16 protein-coding genes are annotated in these 23,187 nt (G+C 65.8%); 6 read left to right on the top strand and 10 right to left on the bottom strand.

What is annotated here, in order from left to right; translation table 11 throughout:
• Positions 1-47: 47 nt before the first annotated feature.
• Positions 48-1,376: a PQQ-binding-like beta-propeller repeat protein gene (locus ACOXXX_RS16955; RefSeq protein ID WP_422827796.1), complete on the bottom strand. Its 1,329-nt coding sequence runs from the start codon at positions 1,374-1,376 to the stop codon at positions 48-50.
• A 43-nt stretch (positions 1,377-1,419) separates the two neighbouring features.
• Complete coding sequence (locus ACOXXX_RS16950; RefSeq protein WP_422827795.1) at positions 1,420-2,076, bottom strand: tetratricopeptide repeat protein; 657 nt, start codon at positions 2,074-2,076, stop codon at positions 1,420-1,422.
• Positions 2,077-2,346: 270 nt separating this feature from the next.
• Here ACOXXX_RS16950 and ACOXXX_RS16945 point away from each other — a divergent pair, with 270 nt between their 5' ends.
• The 3 genes from ACOXXX_RS16945 (at position 2,347) to ACOXXX_RS16935 (ending at position 7,923) form a co-directional block, all read left to right on the top strand.
• The gene (locus ACOXXX_RS16945; protein ID WP_422827794.1) at positions 2,347-3,672 is read left to right on the top strand and encodes an efflux RND transporter periplasmic adaptor subunit; all 1,326 of its coding nucleotides are present in this window, start codon (positions 2,347-2,349) and stop codon (positions 3,670-3,672) included.
• Complete coding sequence (locus ACOXXX_RS16940; protein ID WP_422827793.1) at positions 3,669-7,403, top strand: efflux RND transporter permease subunit; 3,735 nt, start codon at positions 3,669-3,671, stop codon at positions 7,401-7,403. The genes ACOXXX_RS16945 and ACOXXX_RS16940 overlap by 4 nt, the downstream gene beginning before the upstream one ends.
• Positions 7,404-7,650: 247 nt before the next feature.
• On the top strand, positions 7,651-7,923 hold the full coding sequence (locus tag ACOXXX_RS16935) for a VPEID-CTERM sorting domain-containing protein (RefSeq protein ID WP_422827792.1): 273 nt from the start codon (positions 7,651-7,653) through the stop codon (positions 7,921-7,923).
• Positions 7,924-7,999: 76 nt separating this feature from the next.
• Here ACOXXX_RS16935 and xrtE read toward each other — a convergent pair whose 3' ends face one another.
• Complete coding sequence (gene xrtE, locus ACOXXX_RS16930) at positions 8,000-9,574, bottom strand: exosortase E/protease, VPEID-CTERM system (RefSeq protein ID WP_422827791.1); 1,575 nt, start codon at positions 9,572-9,574, stop codon at positions 8,000-8,002.
• A 112-nt stretch (positions 9,575-9,686) separates the two neighbouring features.
• Positions 9,687-11,501 (bottom strand): ABCB family ABC transporter ATP-binding protein/permease, encoded by a 1,815-nt coding sequence (locus ACOXXX_RS16925; RefSeq protein WP_422827790.1) that lies wholly within the window; start codon positions 11,499-11,501, stop codon positions 9,687-9,689.
• Positions 11,502-11,820: 319 nt separating this feature from the next.
• On the opposite strand from ACOXXX_RS16925, the gene ACOXXX_RS16920 reads away from it, so the two are divergent.
• Positions 11,821-14,028: an NADP-dependent isocitrate dehydrogenase gene (locus tag ACOXXX_RS16920; protein WP_422827789.1), complete on the top strand. Its 2,208-nt coding sequence runs from the start codon at positions 11,821-11,823 to the stop codon at positions 14,026-14,028.
• 304 nt (positions 14,029-14,332) lie between these two features.
• On the top strand, positions 14,333-15,388 hold the full coding sequence (locus tag ACOXXX_RS16915; protein ID WP_422827788.1) for a PAS domain-containing sensor histidine kinase: 1,056 nt from the start codon (positions 14,333-14,335) through the stop codon (positions 15,386-15,388).
• A 24-nt stretch (positions 15,389-15,412) separates the two neighbouring features.
• Here the strand turns inward: ACOXXX_RS16915 and mltG are convergent, their stop codons facing one another.
• The 3 genes from mltG to ACOXXX_RS16900 all read right to left on the bottom strand — a co-directional run bounded on the left by mltG (position 15,413) and on the right by ACOXXX_RS16900 (position 18,711).
• The gene (mltG, locus tag ACOXXX_RS16910) at positions 15,413-16,576 is read right to left on the bottom strand and encodes an endolytic transglycosylase MltG (RefSeq protein WP_422827787.1); all 1,164 of its coding nucleotides are present in this window, start codon (positions 16,574-16,576) and stop codon (positions 15,413-15,415) included.
• A complete protein-coding gene (gene fabF, locus ACOXXX_RS16905; RefSeq protein WP_422827786.1) occupies positions 16,576-17,835 on the bottom strand; it encodes a beta-ketoacyl-ACP synthase II in 1,260 nt (419 codons plus the stop codon). Before fabF ends, mltG begins: the two co-directional genes overlap by 1 nt.
• An 81-nt stretch (positions 17,836-17,916) precedes the next feature.
• Positions 17,917-18,711, bottom strand: coding sequence for a glycosyl transferase (locus tag ACOXXX_RS16900; protein WP_422827785.1), 795 nt, complete (start codon positions 18,709-18,711; stop codon positions 17,917-17,919).
• A gap of 224 nt (positions 18,712-18,935) precedes the next feature.
• Between ACOXXX_RS16900 and ACOXXX_RS16895 the strand changes: the two genes are divergently transcribed.
• Positions 18,936-19,220, top strand: a complete 285-nt coding sequence (locus tag ACOXXX_RS16895) for a DUF2934 domain-containing protein (protein WP_422827784.1) — start codon at positions 18,936-18,938, stop codon at positions 19,218-19,220.
• Between the two features lie 135 nt (positions 19,221-19,355).
• Here ACOXXX_RS16895 and ACOXXX_RS16890 read toward each other — a convergent pair whose 3' ends face one another.
• The 3 genes from ACOXXX_RS16890 to argE all read right to left on the bottom strand — a co-directional run bounded on the left by ACOXXX_RS16890 (position 19,356) and on the right by argE (position 23,132).
• Positions 19,356-20,519 (bottom strand): M20 aminoacylase family protein, encoded by a 1,164-nt coding sequence (locus ACOXXX_RS16890; RefSeq protein ID WP_422827783.1) that lies wholly within the window; start codon positions 20,517-20,519, stop codon positions 19,356-19,358.
• Positions 20,520-20,634: 115 nt separating this feature from the next.
• A complete protein-coding gene (locus ACOXXX_RS16885; RefSeq protein ID WP_422827782.1) occupies positions 20,635-21,978 on the bottom strand; it encodes an NAD(P)/FAD-dependent oxidoreductase in 1,344 nt (447 codons plus the stop codon).
• The gene (gene argE, locus ACOXXX_RS16880; RefSeq protein ID WP_422827781.1) at positions 21,975-23,132 is read right to left on the bottom strand and encodes an acetylornithine deacetylase; all 1,158 of its coding nucleotides are present in this window, start codon (positions 23,130-23,132) and stop codon (positions 21,975-21,977) included. Before argE ends, ACOXXX_RS16885 begins: the two co-directional genes overlap by 4 nt.
• Positions 23,133-23,187 lie beyond the last annotated feature (55 nt).

Genomic DNA, 23,187 nt, shown 5'->3' with positions numbered 1-23,187 from the left:
TCGAGGCTCCGGCAGGCGTCAGTCTGCCCGCGTAGCGCATTTCGCCGCTAACGGAAAGCGTGCAATTGCCCCTTGGACGACACGACGTAGAGCACACCGCCCGCCACGATGGGCCGCGTGGTTGCCCCGCCGTCGATGGGCGTGGTGCCCACAAGCGCGCCGTTGGTGGGGTCGAAAGCCCGTAGGAACCCGTCCGATCCGGCCACGATCAGCCGCCCGTTCGCAAGGATCGGCCCGTGCTGCGCGTAAAAGCTGTCGCGCCGGGTCTGCGGTTTGCGGCTGGGTTCATAGCCGGGCAGATTGACTGCCCAGATGCGGCTGCCGTCGGTGGCATCGAGCCGGATCAGCTGGTTCCGGTCAGAGACGAAGTAGACCGAATCGCCACCGGGCCAGACCGGATTGAGTGCCCCGTCGCGCGCGGTCCAGCGCCGTTCGCCATTGCCCACGTCAAAGGCCACGACGCGGCCCGAATAGTTGCCCACATAGACCGTATCGCCGTCGATCAGCGGATCACCGGTGATGTCGTCGATCTTGGCAATGGTAAATCCGGGCCGGGTGCCCGCGACATCGGCATTCCAAAGCCGCAGACCGCCTTGGCGGAAGGCCGATTGCAGGGTGCCGTCGCCAAAGGAAAAGATCACCCGCGTGTCGTTGACCGCAGGCGCCGGGGCGCCCGCGACGTTGTTCACGTCGCCGACGCCGGAGATCTGCCAGCGCACGCGCCCCGAATCCGCCTCGATCGCCCAGCCGATGCTGTCGCCCGAGGTTACGTAGACCACGCCGTCATAGAAGGTCGGCGCACCGGTGGCGGTGTTATCGACACGCTGGGTCCAGATTTCCTGCCCCGTCGCGGGATCGAGCGCCGTGACCGTGCCAAAGCCCGAGGCGGCATAGATGCGCCCCCCGCCCGAGGACAGCCCGCCGCCCTGGGCCTGGCTGTTGTCGTCCCGCAGCGGCGTCAGATCGTGGGTCCAGAGCACCTGACCGGAGGTCGAGAGGGCGGTCACCAGATGCGCGGAATCCATCGTGTAGATGCGCCCGCCATCAGCGATGGGATCGGTGTTGAGCCGGACCCGGCGCTTGTCGCCCTGCCCGATGGACACGGACCAGAGCGGGCGCAGGCTGCCCGACGACAGGGCGGCATTGTCGGTGCGGAACGCGGGGCTTACGGGGCTTTGCGGCCAGTTGGCGTTGGCCCGCACCCCCGGCAGCGACACCGCGCGCACGGTGTTCTCGGGGTCGACCTCGACCTCGCCGCCCTGCAGACCGGCACGGATGTTGAGCCGCTCGCCCGGCAGGATCGCCTCGGGTTCGGTACAGGCCGCCGCCAAAAGGGTCAGCCCTGCCAGACCGGCCTTGATCGTGAGATTTCGCACTCTTCCTGCCCCCGTGGTCGGTTCGGTCTTCATTGGTTCCGGATCACGCTGCCCCGAGCGACCCGCCCAGGGCCACAATCAACTGAGACGCCCGGCGGCGCAAGCCTGCCGTGACCTCGGAATCCGCAAGGATCGCCTGCAGCCGGGTCAGCGCCGCATCCGGTGCGCCGGTTTCGATCTCGATCAGCGCCAGCTGTTCCTCGGCCAGAAGCCGCAGCGGATTGCCGGGCGTGGTCAGCGCCTCGAACCCGATGCGGCGCTCGTCCGCATCCATGCTGTCCTGCGCCTGCACCAGCGCCTTGAACGACGCGATCTGGCGGTAAATTTCCGGCACCTCGCCCGAGGTGGCCACGTCCTGCAGCGTCTGGGCTGCGGCATCGCCGGCGTCTTCGCTGGCCTGTTCGGCCGCGATCAGCATGTCGAGCACGACCGCCGACTCAGGCTTGGGCGGGTCGATGGCCTGCAGCGCCGTCACGCGGTCGGCAGAGTCGGTTTGTTCGAGCGCGGCCAGGATCGCATCGCCGAAGGCCTGCGAAGCAGACCGGTCCTGCGCGATGCGATATTCGCGCCAGGCGGCCCCCGCGACCAGCACCAGCACCGCCAGTACCGCGATCCAGCCATAGCGGCGCATCAGCCGGAACAGCCGGTCGCGCCGGACCTCTTCCGAAACTTCGTCGATAAAACTGTCGGTGTCGCTCACCCGGGGCCTCTTTGGTTCAGACGTTCGCCCCCTCTTAACCGCTGCGGCAATCGCTGCCAAGGCGTGAGCGCGCCGTGCATTTGCCGCCGCGCCGCTGCCTGCATTTCCGGCACGATCCGCCGGGTCCTGCGACATTTGCAGTCGCGCCCGGGGGCGCGCCTTGAGGTTACAGTCAGAATTCTTTAATCTGAACCGAACAGTTTACCGTATCACGGTCAGACCATTTGGTGTATGCGCGCCGCGAACGGCTTTGAACAGGACTTTGGACATATGCGGATCGTACCGATCATCACGGCCCTTCTGGTGGCTGGACTGCTTTATGGCATCGTGATCGAGCGTGAGCGGCTGTTGCAGTTCGCCCGCGACCTGAGCCCGACCGCCGCGGCCCCCTCCCCCGAAATGGCCACCGACGTGACCGAGGAAGAGCCCCCCGCCGAAGAGGCCGCAGCCGAACCGCAGGCACCCGCAGAGGGGGCCGTCGGGGTGATCGCCATGCGCTCTGCCGCGCAGGAGATTGACAGCGCGGTGGTGCTGCGCGGCGAAACCCAGCCCGACCGGCAGGTCGATGTGCTGGCCGAGGTATCGGGCAAGGTGATCTCGACCCCGCTGCGCAAGGGCGCCTTTGTCGACGAGGGCCAGACGCTGTGCGAGCTTGATCCCGGCACCACGCTGGCCTCTCTGGCCGAGGCAGAGGCGCGGCTGTCCGAGGCCCAGGCGCAGATCCCCGAGGTCGAGGCCCGCGTGCCCGAGGCAGAGGCGCGGCTGGAAGAGGCCAAGGCGCGGCTGGAAGAGGCGCGGATCAACGCCAACGCCGCCGCCAAGCTGAGCGAGGGCGGCTTTGCCAGCGACACCCGCGTCGCCAATACCGAAGCCGCGGTGCGCAGCGCCGAGGCCGGTGTGAGCAGCGCCGAGGCGGGGCTCAAGGCCGCCCGGTCCGGCATGCAGGGCGTCGAAGCGGCAATCGAAAGCGCCGAGGCGGCGATGGCCCGGGCGCAGACCCAGATCGACCATCTGACCATCACCGCGCCCTTTGCCGGGGTGCTGGAAACCGATACCGCAGAGCTTGGCACCCTCATGCAAAGCCAGGGGGGCAACGCGCTTTGCGCCACGATCCTGCAGCTTGATCCGCTCAAGCTCGTGGCTTTCGTGCCGGAAACCCAGGTCGGCCGCATTGAGGTCGGCGCGACGGCGGGTGCGCGGCTGACCGAAGGCGGCGACATCTCCGGAAAGGTCACGTTTCTGTCGCGCAGCGCCGACATGATGACCCGCACCTTCCGCGTTGAAATCACCGTGCCAAACCCAGATCTGCGCCTGCGCAGCGGCCAGACGGCCGAAATCGCCATCCAGGCCGACGGCGCGATGGCGCATCTGATCCCGTCGTCGGCGCTGACGCTGGATGACCAGGGCACGCTGGGCGTGCGCACCGTCGATGACGACAGCCTTGCCCGGTTCATGCCGGTCACGCTGATGCGCGACACCCGCGACGGCGTCTGGGTCACCGGCCTGCCCGACAGCGTCAACGTGATCACCGTGGGGCAGGAATACGTCACCGACGGGGTCGCCGTGGCGCCCAGCTACGAGGATGTGATCCAATGACCGGAATCGTCGACTGGGCCGCGGGCCGCGCCCGCATGGTCATCGCCTTCATCGTCCTGTCGCTGGTGGTGGGCGCCTATTGTTATGTCTCGCTTCCGAAAGAGGGCGAGCCGGATATCGAAATCCCCGCGCTTTTCGTCAGCGTGCCCTTCCCGGGCATTTCAGCCGAGGATTCCGAAACCCTGCTGGTCAAGCCGATGGAGACGGAGCTGGCCGATCTCGACGGGCTCAAATCGCTCGGTGCCACCGCCGCCGAAGGCTATGCCGGGATGTCGATGGAGTTCGAATTCGGCTGGGACAAGACCAAGATCATGGCGGACGTGCGCGATGCCATGACCAAGGCGCAGGCGCAATTTCCCGCCGGGGCCGAACAGTATTCGATCAACGAGATCAACTTTTCCGAATTTCCGATCATCATCGTGAACCTGACCGGCCCGGTGCCCGAACGCACCATGGCGCGCGTCGCCAAGGACCTTCAGGACCGGCTCGAGGCGCTGGACGCGGTGCTCGAGGCCGGGATCGCGGGCAACCGCGACGAGATGCTCGAGGTGGTGATCGACCCGCTGCGGCTGGAATCCTACAACGTCACCGCGGGTGAGCTGATCAATGTGGTGCAGAACAACAATCAGCTGATTGCGGCGGGCGAGGTCGAGACCACGCAAGGCGCCTTCAGCGTCAAGATCCCCAGCAGTTTCGACGAACAGCGCGATGTCTACGACCTGCCCGTCAAGGTCAATGGCGACCGGGTCGTGACCCTGGGCGATCTGGCGACGATCAACCTGACCTTCGAGGACCGCACCGGCACGGCGCGGTTCAACGGCGAAAACACCGTTGCCCTGCAGGTGGTCAAGCGCAAGGGCTTCAACCTTATCGACACGGTGGCGCTGATCAAGGACGAGGTCGCCGCCGCGCGCGCCGAATGGCCCGCCGAACTGCAGGCCGCCGTATCGGCCGGCACCAGCAACGACCAAAGCCGCCAGGTCGACAGCATGGTGCGCCAGCTTGAAGGGTCGGTTCTGACCGCCATCGCGCTGGTGATGATCGTGGTCCTGGCCGCCCTGGGCACGCGGCCCGCGCTGCTTGTGGGCTTTGCCATCCCGACGTCGTTCCTGCTGTGTTTTGCCTTTCTCGCGCTCATGGGGGTGAGCGTGTCGAACATCGTCATGTTCGGCCTGATCCTTGCCGTGGGGATGCTGGTCGACGGGGCCATCGTGGTGGTGGAATATGCCGACAAGCGCATTTCCGAAGGCTCGGGCCCGATGCACGCCTATGTTGAGGCGGCCAAGCGGATGTTCTGGCCGGTGGTGAGTTCGACCGCCACGACGCTTTGCGCCTTTCTGCCGATGCTGTTCTGGCCCGGGGTGCCAGGCGAATTCATGGGCATGCTGCCGGTCACGCTGATCTTCGTGCTGTCGGCGTCGCTGGTTGTGGCGCTGGTCTATCTGCCGGTCATGGGCGGCGTCACGGGGCGGTTTTCGCGCCAGCTGAACAATGCCACAGCCGCCCTGAAACGCGGCACGCCCTGGATCCTGCGCGCGGCACTGGTGCCGGTGGTGCTGCTGGGGCTGTTCACCGGGGCGATGATGGTGCTGAACCCCAGCTATCTCTTTCCCGCCATCGCACCCGGCTTTGCAGGCATGATCCCCGGGATCGTGATCTTCCTGATCTTCGCGGTGCTGGCCTCCATCGTGCTTGACGCGGCGCGGATCGAACGGCGGCGCAAGCGGATCGACGGGCGCAGCCGCCGCACGCCGTTCGGCTGGTTCATCAAGCTGATTGCCGGAAACCCGGTGATGCCGCTGGTGACCATCGGCGCGGTCGGGTTCTTCGTTGTCAGCGTCTTCACCTATTTCGGCCAGCACAACAACGGCGTGGAATTCTTTGTGGAATCCGAACCCGAACAGGCGCTGATCTATGTCCGCGCGCGCGGCAACCTAAGCCTTGCCGAAAAGGATGCGCTGCTGCAGCGGGCCGAACGGATCGCGCTGGCGCATCCCGGCATTCGGTCGGTGTTTGCCTTCGCGGGCGAAGGCGGCCTGGGTAACAACACCGGCGGCGCGCAGGCGCCCGCCGATACCATCGGGCAGGTGCAGATCGAAACCATCCCGTGGGAGGAACGCGCCGACCGGCCCGAGCTGGACGGCGACATCGTCCTCGATGAGTTGAGTGCCGAACTGGACAAGCTGCCGGGCGTGCAGACCGAGATCCTGAACCTCGCGCAGGGGCCATCGAACGGCAAGCCGCTGCATCTGCGGATCATGGGGAACAACTGGGACCGGTTGCTTGAGGGCGCCGCCATCGCCCGCGCACAGTTCGAGGCGACGCCGGGCCTGACCCTGATCGAGGACACCCGCCCCCTGCCCGGCATCGACTGGCAGATCGACGTCGACGTGGAAAAGGCCGGGCGCTATGGCGCCGACGTGGCCACCGTGGGCGCGATGGTGCAGCTGGTGACGAGGGGCATCCTGCTCGACACCATGCGGGTCGACAGTTCGGACGAGGAAATCGACATCCGCGTGCGTCTGCCCGAAAAGGACCGGGTGCTGTCGACCCTCGATTCGCTGAAAGTGCGCACCGCCGACGGTCTGGTGCCGCTGTCGAACTTCGTGACCCGTCAACCAGTCGCCAAGCTGGCCGAGATCAGCCGCATGGATCAGAAACGCTATTTCGACGTGAAGGCCGATGTGACGCCGAACCTTGCCACGCTGGTGCGCGACGGCGACGGCGGCCCCGAGATTGTCGCCAGCCTGCGCGTGCTGGAAGACGGCGCCGCGCCCGCCGATGGCGCAAAGGTGCTGACCGGCCCCGCGGGCGGACGCTTCACGCTGTTTGACGCGCCCGACGGCATCACTGTGGACAGCCTGCAAACGGCGCTGGACGCGGGCGATCTGCGCACCGTACCGCTGAACGCGAACGAACGGATCGGCGTGCTGACCCAATGGCTCGACACCGATCCGCTGCCCAACGGGCTGGAATGGGAATGGACCGGCGATCAGGAAGAACAGGCGGAAAGCCAGGCCTTCCTGGGCAATGCCTTTGCCGCCGCGTTGGGGCTGATGTTCATCATCCTGCTGGCGCAATTCAACAGCTTCTACAATGCCGTGCTGGTGCTGCTGGCGGTGATCCTGTCGACCACGGGCGTGCTGATCGGCATGCTGGTGATGGACCAGACCTTCAGCATCATCATGACCGGCACCGGCATCGTGGCACTGGCGGGGATCGTGGTGAACAACAACATCGTGCTGATCGACACCTATCAGGACTATGCCCGCTTCATGCCGCGGATCGAGGCGATCGTGCGCACCGCGGAGGACCGGATCCGCCCGGTGCTGCTGACCACGATCACCACGATGGCGGGCCTTGCGCCGATGATGTTCGGGCTGAGCCTGGATTTCTTCGCAGGTGGCTATTCCATCGACAGCCCCACGGCGCTGTGGTGGAAACAGCTGGCCACGGCGGTGGTCTTCGGCCTGGGGATCGCGACGGTGCTGACGCTGGTCTTTACCCCGTCGATGCTGGCCCTGCGGGTCTGGATCACCACCTACGCGACCTGGGTCGCGCGGCTGCTGGCACGGATGAGCATGGGACGGTCGAGCCGCGCGGCGCGCGACTGGGCGATCCAGAAGGCCGCGAAACGCATCAAGTCCCCGGAAATCCTGTGGGAGGAAAGCGACCCGGTATCGCCCCTTTCCACCGGTCAGGGCAGCGCCCCGCTACGCGCGGCGGAATAGCCGTGACGCCACGTTCGCCTGCGGCGCGGCGGGCCGTGCTGGTAGGATTTACAGATCGGGTGATTCGCGTTTATGACGCGCTTCACCGGTTCCGGCCGCTGCCCACTGCAGCATTGGTCACAGCTGCGGAAACAATGCCGCAGCAGCACGGGAAACTGTCTGCGGTGCGGCGTAGGAATGTGGCAAAATTAGGTCGCGGCGGCGTTTTGGGGTAGGTCCATTCGGGGCTTTGAAAGGATACACTGACATGAAGGCACTCGTTTCTAAATTCGCCCTTGCGGCTGTCGTCTATCCGATGTCGACACTCGCCGCATCGGCGCAGTCTTACAGCTGGTGGAACTACTGGAGCAACTGGGGCGGGTCCGGCTCGTCCGGCGGATCGACCGGGTCGACGGGTTCGACCGGCGGCACCACGAGCTCGGTGCCCGAGATCGACGCCTCCACCGGCCTGCTGGCCCTGGCTGCGGTTGCTGCCGCGCTGGCACTGGCCTGGGAAATCAAGCGCCGCCGTTCGGCCTGATTTCAACATTCAGGAACAGACAAAAAAGGGTGCGCCGCGGGCGCGCCCTTTTTTCGTGCGCGCAGGCCGATGCAGGTCAGATCAGCGCCCAATCGCCGCGCCACAGCGCAACCAGCGCGATCAGCAGGTTGGCCACGCCATGGGCCACGATCGCATCGGTCAGCCGCCCGCGCCGCAGCATTACCAGCGCCAGCACCACGCCCGCCAGTCCCGCCGCGACGATCCGCCCGTGCAACAGCCCGAAAAGCGCCGAGGACACGGCCACTGCCGCGATCCTTGAGGCGAGCGTGCCGGAATCGAGCCGCGCCAGGACGTAACCACGAAAGAACGCCTCTTCGACCACGGGCACCAGCATGGCAGTACCGACGATCCGGCAGATGATCCAGGCGGTCAGCGCAACCGGCCCCAACGCGGCGATGGCGGAATTCGCGCTCCCCTCTCCCACCGGAGCGAGCGCGATCCAGAACACCGCGATGCCCAGCCCCGCCGCGATGGCCAGCGGGTCGAACGCCCAGTCTAGCGCCGCAAAGGCCGCGCGGAAGTACAAGAGCGCCCCCGCCAGCGCCAGCGCCTGCAGCGGGTATCCCAGCGCCGGGTCGGCAAAGAACGCCTGCACCACGATGCCCGACACCATGAAGACGATGAAAGGCACGATCCGCGCCACCGACCAGTCCTGCCGCAGCGGCGGTGCTGTGCCGCGCGCCACCGGCGCGGCGCGGTGCAGCCACGGGATGGCCTGCACCACCACCAGCACCCCCAGCGCCAGCACCGTGAAGAAAAGCCATCCGGCAAAGCTGTGAAACCCGTTCACGGCCAATTCCGGCGACACCCGCGCCCCGATCAGGATCAGCGCAGAAATGCGGATAATGTTGAAGACCCAGCTGCACAGCAGCGCCAGCGGCAGCACCACGCCCCAGAATCGCAAGGGCCGCAGCGTGTCGCGAAAGAGGATGGCATAGATCGTCAGGAACCCCGTGATCAGCGCAAAGCCTTCGATGCCCGAACACTGGCTTGCCACCTCGACGACAAAGCCGTCCGACCCGATGAGCGCGAATTCCGGCTGCACCACCACGTCGCGGCTGATCAGCGACAGAGTGATGGCTGTCGCAAAGAAGGTCAGCCGCGACAGCAGATCGACGGACCAGAGCGGTTCGAGCGCGGTGGCAAGGTCCGGGATGAGCAGCGCCAGCGCGAGGATGCTGAGCTGCGTGAACCGCTGGGCGCGCAGCCACGTGACCCAATGCGCAGGCGGCATCAGCCAGAAAAGCCCGCCCATGGCGGCCAGCAGCGCGCCCGCGACAAGGCAGGCAAAGATCGGCGCGAACTGGGCGTTCACCTCGGCCGCCGAGACAAAGAGCAGCGGTGCGAAGATCAGCACGAGACCTGCCAGATGCACCCCCAGCCAGCCACGCGCGCCAGGGGCGGCCGACAGATCGCGCAGCTGGTGCCAGATCGCGGGCCGTGCAAACAACAGAATGCCGAGGGCGGCAAAGACACTGGCGGCGCGCACCACAAGCCCGCGCAAGGCCCGGCAGGCGCCTTCGATGCTTGTCAGCCGACATTCGACAGAGGTCAGGACCTGAAACACGAGGATGATCGCGCAAAGTTCCAGAACGAACAGCGCGAAAATCCACAAAATCCGCTTGTTCAAACTTCACGCCCCGCGTTCAATGCCGTTTCGGCGCAAAGTATTACCCGCGAAAGCCGGTCATTCCATGGCCATTCCGTGGAATTTGACAGCCTGTTGCGCGGCTTGCGGCACGTCAGGCCGCGTCGTCCTCTTCCGCCTGCTGGCGCTGCCACAGCTGGGCATAGCGGCCACGCGCGGCCAGAAGATCGTCGTGCGTGCCCTCCTCGACCACCTGCCCCGCCTCAAGCACGACGATCCGGTCGGCGTCGGAAATGGTCGACAGCCGATGCGCGATGGTGATCACGGTGCGCCCCTCGGCGGCGACGCGCAGCGCGCCCTGGATTTCCGCCTCGGTTTCGGTGTCCAGCGCGCTCGTCGCCTCGTCCAGCAGCAGGATCGGCGGGTTCTTGAGCAGCGTGCGCGCGATGCCGACCCGCTGTTTCTCGCCGCCCGACAGCTTCAGCCCGCGTTCGCCCACCATGGTGTCATAACCCTCGGGCAGGCTTTCGATAAAGCCGTGGATCTGCGCGGCGCGGGCGGCTGCGACAATCTCGTCCTGCGTGGCGCCATCGCGGCCGTAGGCGATGTTGTAACGGATCGTGTCGTTGAAAAGCACCGTATCCTGCGGGACGACGCCGATGGCGTCATGCAGGCTGGTTTGCGTGACGTCGCGCAGGTCCTGCCAGTCGATGGTCAGCTTGCCGCCCGACACGTCGTAGAAGCGGAAAAGCAGCCGCCCGATGGTGGATTTGCCCGCCCCCGACGGGCCCACCAGCGCAACGTTCTGCCCTGCCCCCACCTGCAGCGACACGCCCCGCAGGATCGGCCGGTCCGGGTCATAGCCAAAGGTCACATCCTCGAACCGCACGACGCCGCCGCCGACCTGCAAGGCGGGCGCGCCGGGTTTGTCGCTGACCTCGGGCGGTTGTTCCAAAAGGTCGAACATCTGGCCCATGTCGACCAGCGCCTGGCGGATTTCGCGGTAGACCGTGCCCAAGAAGTTCAGCGGCATGGTGATCTGGATCATGTAAGCGTTGACCATCACGAAATCCCCCACGGTCAGCGCGCCCGACTGAACCCCCATCGCGGCCATGACCATCACCGCCACCAGCCCGCCGGTGATCAGCAGGCTTTGCCCGAAGTTGAGAAACGACAGCGACGTGGCGGTCTTGACCGCCGCGGCCTCGTATTGCTGCATGGCGCTGTCATAGCGGGCGGCCTCGCGCCCCTCGGCCCCGAAATACTTGACCGTCTCGAAATTCAACAGGCTGTCTATGGCCTTCTGATTGGCGTCGGTGTCCTGTTCGTTCATCACCCGGCGCAGCTTCACACGCCATTCGGTCACCGCGAAAGTGAACCAGACATAAAGCGCGATGGTCAGCGCCACGACCACCAGATACCAGATATCGAAAAGGAAAAAGAGCACGATGCCGATCAGCAAAAGCTCCAGCACCAGTGGCCCGATGCTGAAGAGCAGGAACCGCAGCAGGAAATCCACGCCCTTGACGCCGCGTTCGATGATACGGCTCAGCCCGCCGGTCTTGCGGGTGATATGATAGCGCATCGACAGGCGATGGATGTGGGTAAAGGTCTCCAGCGCCAGGGTGCGCAGCGCCCGCTGCCCCACCCGGGCAAAGACCGCATCGCGCAATTGCTGAAATCCCACGGTCATCAGCCGCGCCATGCCGTAGGCGACGGTCAGCCCGACGGCGCCAAGGGCAAGGTCCGACACCTCGCCGCTCAGGCTGTCGACGGCGGATTTGTAGAACCAGGGCGTCGCCACGGCGATAAGCTTGGCCACCAGCAGGAATGCCATCGCAATCGACACCCGCACGCGCACCCACCTGGGTTCGCGCGGCCACAGGTACGGGCCGACCCGGCGGATCGTGCGCCAGCCCGATGCCCGTTCCTGGGCGGCCAGTTCTGCGGCAGAGGTTTCGGGCGGCATCGACATTCCTTCATCAGCGCCCGCTCGGGATAGACCGCGCGGTTCAGATTGACCAGCCCTGCACCGCGTGGCGCGTCGCCACGGCTGCGGCGTTTCTGGCCGACTCAGTACCGGCTACGGCCGCCCCGTGCCGCGTTTGCGCTGCGGAAAATCGCGGCATGGCAGGGCCAATGCGACCGCCGGCGCCCGCAATTCCAACAATTGTATGCGAAGGTATGCAAAAAAGTGTCGCAGGCACCGTTTGTTTGCCATCGGGCGGTAGACCTGAGCATCCAGACCAGCTAAGCGAGGGGCAATCTGACAGAAAGGCGTGCATATCATGGCTGACCAGAACACCCCCGACATCATCTATACCAAGGTGGACGAAGCGCCCGAGCTCGCCTCCTACTCTCTTTTGCCGATCATCCGCAGTTTCGCCGCCGCCGCCGGCGTGAGCGTCGGCATCAAGGACATTTCGCTGGCCGGGCGCATCATCGCGGCCTTTTCCGACCACCTGACCGAAGATCAGCGCCAAAGCGACGATCTGGCCGCCCTGGGCGAGCTGGTGAAGACGCCCGAGGCGAACGTGATTAAGCTGCCCAACATCTCGGCCTCGGTGCCGCAGCTGGTGGCGGCGGTCAAGGAACTTCAGGCACAGGGCTACGCCCTGCCCGACTATCCCGAATCGCCGGAAACGGACGAGGAAAAGGCCGTGCGCGCGCGCTATGACACGATCAAGGGGTCGGCGGTGAACCCGGTCCTGCGCGAAGGCAATTCGGACCGCCGCGCCGCCGCCGCGGTCAAGAAATACGCCCAGAACAACCCGCATCGCATGGGCGACTGGTCTGCCGACAGCAAGACCCGCGTGGCGACCATGGGGTCGGGCGATTTCTTCTCGAATGAGGTGTCGGCGACGCTGGACAGCGCTGCGACCGCCAAGATCGTGCACACCGCCGCCGACGGCACCGAAACCGTGCTCAAGGACGCGGTCAGCTATCCCGCAGGCACCGTGGTCGATGCCACCTACATGTCGGCCAGCGCGCTTGACGCCTTCCTTGCCGAAGAGATCGAAAAGACCAAAGCCGAAGGCACGCTCTTTTCGCTGCACATGAAGGCCACGATGATGAAGGTTTCAGACCCGATCATCTTTGGCCACGCGGTCAAGGCCTGGCTTGCCCCGGTGTTCGACCAGTACGGCGACAAGATGAAAGACCTGGGCGTCGATCCCAACGGGGGCCTGGGCGCGCTGCTGGACAAGGTCAAGGACGAGCCCGAGATCATGCAGGCCATCGAGGCGGTCCGCGACCAGCGCCCGCCGATGTACATGGTGAATTCCGACAAGGGCATCACCAACCTGCACGTGCCGTCCGACGTGATCATCGACGCGTCGATGCCCGCACTGATCCGCGCGGGCGGCAAGGGCTGGGGCCCGGACGGGAACGAGCATGACACCAATTGCGTCATCCCCGACAGCTCTTACGCGCCGGTCTATGACGAGACGATCAAGTACTTCAAGGAAACCGGCAAGCTGGATCCCGCGACCGCGGGCACGGTGCAGAACATCGGCCTCATGGCCCAGAAGGCCGAGGAATACGGCTCGCACCCCACCACGTTCGAAATCCCCGCCGACGGCACCGTGAAGATGGTGCTGGAGGATGGCACCGTGCTGCACGAACACAGTGTCAAGGCGGGCGACATCTGGCGCTCGGCCTCGGCCCGCAAGGCCCCGATCGAGGATTGGGTGCAGCTGGCCATCGACCGGCAAAAGGCCGAAGGCTGCGAGGCGATCTTCTGGCTGGATGCGAACCGCGCGCATGACGCGGAGCTCATCGCCTATGTCAAACCGATCCTCGAAGCCAAGGGCGTTGCGGACAAGTTCCAGATCATGGCGCCGCGCGAAGCGACCCGCCAGACACTGGAAACGATCCGGCAGGGCAAGACCTCGATCGCGATCACCGGCAACGTGCTGCGCGACTACCTGACCGACCTGTTCCCGATCCTGGAACTGGCGACCAGCGCCAAGATGCTTTCCATCGTCAAGCTGATGCAGGGCGGCGGGCTGTTTGAAACCGGTGCCGGCGGGTCCGCGCCCAAGCACGTGCAGCAACTGGTCGAGGAGAACCACCTGCGCTGGGATTCGCTGGGCGAATTCTGTGCGCTGGGGGAAAGCCTGAAGTTCCTGGCCGATGCCCGCGACAATGAAAAGGCCCGCGTGCTGGGCGAAGCGGTCGAGGTCGCAACGCAGGGTGTGCTGGACAACAACAAATCCCCCGACCGCAAGGTGGGTCAGCCCGACAACCGCGACAGCCACTACTACTTTGCCCTTTACTGGGCGCAGGCCCTGGCGGAGCAGTCGCAGGATGCCGAGCTTGCCGCGCATTTCGCCGGGATCGCCAAGGCGCTTGCCGAAAACGAGGAGAAGATCACCGCCGATTTCGCCGCCGTGCAGGGCGCACCCGTGGATATCGGTGGCTATTACCACCCGGACGAGGCAAAGACCGCCGCCGTCATGCGCCCGTCGCAGACGCTGAACGACATCATCGGTTAAAGACTTGACGCGGCCCCAGACAATCGTCGGGGCCGCGCCACAATTTCCAGGCCTTTCGGTATCGGCCGCGCCATATCGCGCATCGACGTTTGCCCTTGGCCTGCCGTCAGACTCAGCCCCATCCGTCAATCGCTTGCACCCCTGACCTGTGCTCCGAGGTTTATGTCCGGCGACCCGGTTGCGGCAATGCGCACGACCTCCTTGTCAATGTCCGCAGTATCGGATTTTCGAATTTCCCTGTTGAATGGAAACCGTGATACACGTGATCTTATTGCGATCATTCGAGGTCTGACAGGTTATTCAGATGACGTCACACGGGAATACCCACAGTCTGACCTGGCGTGTGTCGCCCGATCTGCTTGGGATCGTTAATCAGGATGGTGTTTTCATTGAAACCAACCCGGCGTGGCAAACCGTGCTGGGATGGTCCGAAGACGAAATCCGCAGCATGGTCTTTACCGATTTTCTACATCCCGACGATATGGAGCGGACCATCGCCCTGTTCGGCACTATGAAAAAAGGCGAACCGGCTCTGCATTTCGAAAACCAGTACCGCTGCAAGGATGGCAGCTATCGCTGGCTGTCCTGGGTCGCGGTGCCCGAGGGCGATATCTTTGTCTGCAGCGCGCGGGATGTGACGCGGGACAAGGCGCAGGCCCGGGCCCTGCAATCGTCCGAGGACGAGGCCCTGTTGCGCGAACAGTTCATCGCCATTCTGAGCCATGACCTGCGCAATCCGCTGGCCGCCATCGGGTCGGCGGTGCGGATTGCGGCGCGCCAGCCCCACGACGAAACCATCGCCAAGATGCTTGCCTCGATCCAGGGAAGCTCTGCCCGGATGGCCAAGCTCATCGACTACACGATGGATTTCGCACGGGCGCGCCTTGGCGGCGGCATTCCGGTGGACCTGCAGCCTTGCAACACCCTGTCGGACGGCTTCGAACGGGTGGTCGACGAAATCCGCCTGACCTTCCCGGAGCGTCAGATTGAAACCGCCTTTGCCTTCGAGGGGACGCTGGTGTGCGATGCGCCGCGGCTTGACCAGCTTTTGTCGAACCTCGTGGCCAACGCTGTCACGCATGGATCGCGGAACAAGCCGATCCTCGTCGCGACCGGGGCCGAGGGCGAGTGCTTTGTCCTCTCGGTGACGAACCCCGGCAAGAGGATCCCCGACAACATCCTGTCGAACCTTTTCAAGCCCTTCGAACGCGGCGATGAAAGCGCATCCCTGCAGGGGCTTGGGCTGGGGCTTTATATCGCCGACCAGATCGCAAAGGCGCATTCCGGCCAGATCAGCGCCACATCCGATGGCGACAACACGGTGTTCCGGCTGGAAATCCCGTTGCAGCAACCATCCTGACAGGCGCGGCAGAACGGCCGCGCCCTACTGGTTCGCCTGCTCAGCCTCCAACCGGCGGTAGGCCGCGACGTTGTCGTTATGCTCGGCCAAGGTTACGGCAAAGACGTGCCCATCGGACGGATCAAGCGTCTTGGCGACGAAGAACAGATAGTCCGCGCTGTCGGGATTGAGCGCCGCCTCGATGCTGGCGCGGCCCGGGTTGGCGATCGGCGTCGGCGGCAGCGCCGGGATCACGTAGGTGTTGTAAGGCGTCGCGGCGCGCAGTTCCGACTGGCGCAGACCCCGGCCCAGCACCCCCTGCCCCTTGGTGATGCCGTAGATCACCGTCGGGTCGGTCTGCAGGCGCATGCCCTGGTTCAGACGGTTAATGAACACGCTCGCCACCTGTTCGCGTTCGGTGGGGATGCCGGTTTCCTTCTCCACGATCGACGCCAGGATCAGCGCCTCTTCGGGGCTTTCGAGCGGCAGGCCCGGCGCGCGGTCCTGCCAGGCGCGGGTCAGGATGACCTCTTGCGCCTGCTGCATCCGGTCGATGACAGACGCCAGCGTGTCGCCGGGCACCACCTCATAGCTGTCGGGCGCAAGCGAGCCTTCGGCGGGCACCTCTTCGACATCGCCCTCGAGCACGTCCATCTGGCGCAGCTCTTCCACCACCTGCCAGCTGGTCACGCCTTCGGCCAGCGCGATGCGGTAGCGGGTGTCGGCCTGCTGGCGGACCTGCTGATACGCCTCCGGCGCCTCGCCCTCGGCGGGGTCAAATTCGGCGACTTCCTCGAACCGGCCGGTAGCGGGGTCGAGTTCGCGGACCTGGACGCTCGCGCGGGTGATACCGACGCGGTAGACGACCTCGGTCCCGCAGGTGCTGGCCCCGCCGCGGGTCACGATGTCGACGATTTCGGACATCGACGCGCCTTCGGGCACGAGGAAACTGCCGGCCTTCAGATCGCTGGTCTTGTCGGCGTAATCCGCGCCCAGCCGGAACAGCATGCCGCTGCTGACGGCGTTCTGGCTGACCAGTTCGTCGGACACGCGGCGAAAGTTCGACCCGCGCTCGACCTGCAGGCAGATCGGCGCGTCCAGCGGCCCGGCGGTGTCGTATTCCGACTGCGCCCAGATCAGTGCGCCGCCGAAGAGAAACACCAAAACGACAAGAAAGCTCAGGGCGTTAGACGCGATGTTGCGCCACATCAGCTGGCCTTTCCGAAGATCACGCTGGCGTTGGTGCCGCCAAAGCCAAAGGAATTCGACAGGGCATAGGTGATGTCGCGGGGGCGCTTGGCATTGGGGGCCAGGTCGACCTTCGACTCCACCGCCGGGTTGTCGAGGTTGATGGTCGGCGGCGCGACCTGGTCACGGATCGCGAGGATGGCAAAGATCGCCTCGATCGCGCCCGCGGCGCCCAGCAGGTGCCCGGTGGCGGACTTGGTCGAGGACATGGTCACCTTCGACACCGCGTCGCCCAGCATCCGCTCGACCGCGGCCAGTTCGATGACATCCGCCATGGTCGACGTGCCGTGCGCGTTGATGTAATCCAGATCGCCCGGCTCCAGCCCGGCCTTGCCTAGGGCCGCACGCATCGACCGTTCAGCCCCGTCGCCGTCGGACGCGGGCGCGGTGATGTGATAGGCGTCGCCCGACAGGCCATAGCCGCAGACCTCGGCATAAATATGCGCGCCGCGTGCCTTGGCGTGTTCGTACTCCTCAAGCACCACGATACCAGCGCCTTCGCCCATGACAAAGCCGTCGCGGTCGGCGTCATAGGGGCGGCTGGCCTTGGTGGGATCGTCGGCGCGGCCCGTAGACAGCGCCTTGCAGGCGTTGAAGCCGGCGATGCCGATCTCGGAAATCGCGGCCTCTGCCCCGCCCGCGATCATCACGTCGGCATCGCCGTCCTTGATCAGCCGCGCAGCATCGCCGATGGCATGCGCGCCTGTGGAACAGGCCGTCACGACCGAATGGTTCGGCCCCTTGAAGCCGTAGCGGATCGACACGTTGCCCGAGATCAGGTTGATCAGCGCGCCCGGAATGAAGAACGGGCTCACGCGGCGCGGGCCCTTGTCCCGGATCAGCAGCGCGGTTTCGGCGATGGAATTCAGCCCGCCGATGCCCGATCCGATCATCACGCCGGTGCGCAGGCGGCTTTCCTCGTCCTCGGGCTTCCAGTCGGCATCCCGTACCGCCTGTTCGGCAGCGGCGATGCCGTAAAGGATGAAATCGTCGACCTTGCGCTGTTCCTTCTTGTCCAGCCAGTCATCGGCGTTGAAGGTGCCGTCGGTGCCATCGCCGTGCGGCACTTCGCAGGCATAGGTGGTGGCCAGGTGGCTGGCATCGAATTTGGTGATCGGCCCTGCCCCGGACTTGCCATCCAGAATACGGCTCCAGCTTTCCTCGACCCCGCAGGCCAGCGGTGTGACCAGACCCAGCCCCGTAACCACAACACGACGCATGGCGATGCCCTTCCCTCATTGCTCTTGCCCTGCTCTTACCCCGGCTTTGCCTGACGGGGCAAGGGGATGCGCGTGCCCGGATCAGCCGAATTCCGCGCCCAGATCGGCCCGCGCACGGTCGATCCAGTGATCCTTGAGCCAGCCGCAGGGCCGCGAGCGGCGGATGAGCGAGCCGGAATAGCCCTCAACAGCCTCGGGCATCTTGGGGCGGCCGTGAAAGCAGACCACGCGGGCGTCGGGCGGCAGCTGCGGATCACGCCAGTAGTTCTGCGGAAAAGGGTTGCAGTCATACTTGAAGCTTACCACCCATTCCCCTGGAATATATGTGAAAACGCCGCGATCCATCGCCTTGTGGCTGGTATATCTCTGTTCGGATCCGCGGGCCTTTTCCACCTCCTGATAGGGGTTGGCGGCCAGATCGTCGTAGAGGAATCCGTGCCGTTCGGGATCGAAGCGGAAGACCGATCCGTGGCCCGTGGGCCGCCCCTTGCGCGCCTCGACCCAGTCGTGGCGCATCGCGACCGTGTCGGGGGCAAGGGTCCAGATCGGGTCGAGCGAACCGGTGATCACCACATCAAGGTCGAAGCCCAGAAACGGCCCGTCGAGATCCGGCACGAGCCCGCGCCGAAAGAGCGATGTCTTGCGCATCGCCCCCTGCCGGTTGGCCACCGCGAGCGCGGCGTCCATCTCGGCCCGGTAGGGCTCGACCGGCAGGTCCAGCACCTCAATATCTGGGTGCAGGCCATCGGGGTGTTCGGTCATGCAGAAGAACCGCACCGGCAGGCTGAGGTTGCGGCGGACGCCGGAATAGAGCCGGTTGACGTATTCCGGGCCAAAAAGGGTGCCCCATTTGATGCAGATGATATTGGCGACCATGAACGTCCCTCCGGCTGGCCCCGCTTTAGCGCGGAACGGACGCGCTGGCCAGCCGATGCGGACGCGCAACACTCCGCCGACGGCCGCTGCCGCTGTATTGTGCAGGTGCAGCATTGCGGTATTATGTTAGCGCTAATGCACCGGCGCGAGCGCGCCGACAAAGCAGCGGCGCCGCCGCGCCCAACCAGACTGCCCAACCCTTTCTCAATGACGATGAGGATATCATGCCCGCACAGCAACTCGATGACGCACAGATCGCCCAGGCCGCCTATTTCCTGTGGCTCGAAGAAGGTCAGCCCGAAGGCCGCGATCAGGATCACTGGATCCGCGCGGTGGAAACCCTGACCCCCGCCGCCAAGCCGCGCAAACCGCGTGCCAAGGCCGCAGCCCCCAAGAAAGCCGCCGCCAAAGCTCCGGCCGCGAAAGCCGCCGCTCCGAAGGCAGCCAAGGCTGCCGCTGCAAAAGCCAAGCCCGCCGCCAAGCCGCGCAAGAAAATAGCCGACGCCTGAGGCCGGGTGGCCCGGCCAAGCGCCGGGCCGCTGTTCGGTCTGGCCGCATGAAGCGGCGTGTGAGCCGAAAGAAGAGCGGCGGACCGTGGTCTGCCGCTCCGACATCGGTACCGCTTGATTTATCCCGCAGACCCCTCAGGCCGCGGGCATCCGCCGTTCCACGATTTCTGCCCACCAGCTGCAACCGGCGGGGATCGCCTCGTCCGAAAAGTTGTATTCGGGGTGGTGCACCGATGCCGTGTCGCCATTGCCCACAAGGATGTAGGCCCCGGGCCGTTCTTCCAGCATGAAGGCGAAATCCTCGCCGCCCATGACCAGCGGCGCCTCCTCGCAATCGCCTGACACCGCGCGCGCCACCTCGGCGGCGAAGGCCGTCTGCTCTTCGTGGTTGGCCATCACGGGGTAGTTGCGGATGTAATCGACCGTGGCGGTGGCGCCATAGGCTTGGGCGATGCTCTGGCTCAGCGCGGTGATCCGCTCTTCGGCCAGATCCCTGTTTTCATTGGACATCGTGCGCACCGTGCCCTTCATGTGCACCCGCTGCGGGATCACGTTGAACGCCTTGGAGGAGGTTTCGAACGACGTCACGGAGACCACGATCTGGCTGACCGGATCGGCGTTGCGGCTGGCGATGGTCTGCAGTGCCGTCACCACCTGCGCCGCCACCACCGTGCTGTCGACGGTTTCCTGCGGCTTGGCGGCGTGGCCGCCCTTGCCCTCGATCACGATATCGAAAAGGTCGGTCGCGGCAAAGAACGGGCCGGAGCGGATCGCGAAGGACCCCAGCGGACGGCCCGGCCAGTTGTGCATGCCGTAAACCTCCTGAATGCCGAAACGCTCCATCATGCCGTCGTTGCACATTTCCCGGCCGCCGCCGCCACCCTCTTCGGCGGGCTGAAAGATCACCACGACGGTGCCGTCGAAATTGCGCGTCTCGCTCAGGTACTGCGCGGCCCCCAGCAGCATCGCGGTGTGGCCGTCGTGCCCGCAGGCATGCATCGCGCCATCGGTCTTGGACGCGTAGTCGAGCCCGGTCTGTTCGTGGATCGGCAGTGCGTCCATGTCGGCGCGCAGGCCGATGACCTTGCCCGACGTGTCGGATTTGCCCTTGATCACGCCCACGACGCCGGTGCGCCCGATGCCGGTCACCACCTCGTCGCAGCCGAAAGCCGTGAGCTTTTCGGCCACGACCGCGCTGGTGCGGTGGGTGTCGAACAGGATCTCGGGATGTTCGTGCAGATCGCGGCGCCAGGCGGTGATCTCGGGAAGCAATTCGGCAAAGCGGTTCTTGACCGGCATGAGTCTGTCTCCTGTCTGGAAGGTTGCGGGCAATCTGACAGCGCGCGGTGCGGGCTGCAAGGGCCGGGCCGCTGTGTTCCACGGCGTTTCACCAGGAAGATGTACCGGCGAGCGGTCAGATGTTGGGCCCGGGCCGCATCGGGCTGCCGTCGGAAAACCGCGTCAGGCGAAAGCGCGCAAGGTCGTGCCCCGGGTCGTCGCCGGTGGCAAGACGCGCGGCGATCCGCCCGAAGGCCGGGCCGATGCCGAACCCGTGGCCGCACATGCCCGTGACCACCGTCAGGCCCGGCACATCCGCGGCGCGGTCCACGGCCGGAACAACGTCCGGCAAGCTGTCGATCATCCCCGCCCAGGCGGTACGCGGCGTGACCGGACCCAGTTCGGGAAAGGTTTCGGCGAAGCGGCGGGCGGTTTCGGCAACCTTGCGGGTGTTGGGCGCGGGGTTGAGAATGCGCATCCGCTCGAACGGGCTTTGCGCGTCGGCGTCCCAGCGGCGCGGCGTGCCCCAGGCATCCGGATAGCCCGCGGGCGCATGGGTTTTGAGCCGCACGTCAAAGCCGCCTTCGCGCAGAAGCGGCAGGTATTTCGGCAATGCGCGCACCGCGTCCGGGCCGATGAAAAGCTCGCTCAACGTCGCGGGCGCCAGGGTATAGCCGCCATCGGCGCGGGGCCGCCAGGCAAGGCGGTCGTCGACCGCCGCCGTGCCCGTCACCTGCGGCAGCGGCCCGGTCTCGAACGCCGTCGCGCGGACCGACAGTTGTGGCAAGCGCAGCCCGTGACGGCGCAGGAAGAGAGAGGACCAGGCCCCAGCCGCCAGCACCACCTGATCGCAGGCGATGCGGCCCTGTTCGGTCATCACCCCGGTGATGCGGCCCGCTTCGATGTCGAGCGCGCGCACGGCGCAGCGTTCGACGATCGACGCGCCGCAGGCCTTGGCCAGACGCGCCAGTTCCGGCACCGCCTGCCAGGGTTCCCCCCGCAGGTCGGACGGCGTGACCAGCGCCCCGGCCCAGTGTCCCCTTGCGCCGGGCAAGTGTCTGGCAAGGCCTGCGCGGTCGATCAGGTGCGAGGACAGCCCGAACGGCTCGGCATCGCGCAACCAGCCGGCATAGGCCTGCATGTCCTTGTCGCTTCGGGCGAGGTAAGTCACGCCAACGCGTTTGACGCCCAGCCGCCCCCCGCAGTCGGCGTCAAGCGCCTGCCAAAGGCGCTGCGCCTCGAGCGCGATCGGGATCTCGGCCATGTCGCGGCCCTGCACACGGATCCAGCCCCAGTTGCGGCTGGATTGCTCTGCCGCCACACGGCCTTTTTCCAAGAGCACCACCGGCCCCCCTGCCCGCGCAAGAAAAAGTGCGGCGGTGACGCCGATCACACCGCCGCCGATCACCACCACCTGGGTCTGGCGGGGCAAGGCGGCGCCATGTTCGGGCCGGTCCGGCAAGGCAAAGGGAAAGGTCATGCCAGATCGTCGAGCAGCTTTTCCATGAAGTCATGGCCCGCGTCGAACTGTGCCAGGGTGATGAACTCATCCGGCTGGTGCGCGACCGCGATATCGCCCGGCCCGCAGACCACGGCGGAATAGCCCGCGGTCTGGAAATGGCTGGCCTCGGTGCCATAGCTCACGTGCATCGTGCCGTTGTCGCCGGTGACGCGGCGCACCAGCGCCTCGGCGGCGCCGCCCTCTTCGGGCTCGAAGATCGGCAGGGCGAAGGTGTCTGTCACCTCGATCCACGTTTCGGGGCGCACCGCCTTCATCTCGGCCTCGACTTCGGCCACTTTGGCAAGAAAGCGCGCCTTCCAGTCCTGCGGATCCTCGCCCGGCACGACGCGGAACCCGAGGCCGAATTCGCAATCCTTGGCGGTGATGTTCTGAGCCGTGCCGCCGGTGACCGTGCCCACATGCACGTTGGTGAACGGCGGGTTGAAAAGCCGCGCCAGCGGGTTCGGCGCAGCGGCGGCATTTTCGGCATTCACCTGATTGGCCCAGTCGATCAGCTTGGCCGCGTACATGATGGCGCTGACCCCTTCGTGCAGGATCGAGGAATGCACCTCGAACCCGTGCAAATGCACCCAGAAGCTGACCCCGCCCTTGTGGGCGGTCACGGCCTTCATTCCCGTGGGTTCGCCCACGATCACCGCAGAGGCGCGGGGCAGATCGGCCATCGCCGCGATCAGCGGTGGCGCACCGGTACACCCCACCTCTTCATCATAGCTGAGCGCGATCTGCAGCGGTCGGGTCACACCGCGATGCTGCGCCTCGACCAGCGCCCAGAGGGCAAGCGCGTCAAAGCCCTTCATGTCGGTGGTGCCGCGCCCGTAAAGCCGCCCGTCCCGTTCGGTCACGGTGAAGGGGTCCGAGGTCCAGGGCTGGCCATCGACCGGGACGACGTCGGTGTGGCCGGACAGAATTACGCCGTCCGGCTCTTCGGGGCCGACATGAGCATAAAGCGCAGCCTTGTCGCGCGCGTCGTTGTAATGCCGGTGACAGGTGATGCCGTGGCCGGTCAGGTACGCCTCGACCCAGTCGATCAGCGGCAGGTTGCTGTCGCGGCTCACGGTGGGAAAGCCCACCAGGGCATCAAGGATCTGTCGCGGCGTCAGGCGGTCGGCCATGGGGTTCCTTTCGGGGCTTGCCGTTCAACTAGGGCGGCTCCGGAAGACTGCGAGC

The organism is Thalassococcus sp. BH17M4-6 (genome assembly GCF_049323015.1).
Lineage (GTDB): Bacteria > Pseudomonadota > Alphaproteobacteria > Rhodobacterales > Rhodobacteraceae > Puniceibacterium.
The sequence above is the reverse complement of the archived record's forward strand: the minus strand, read 5'-3'. Positions and strand labels throughout refer to the sequence as shown.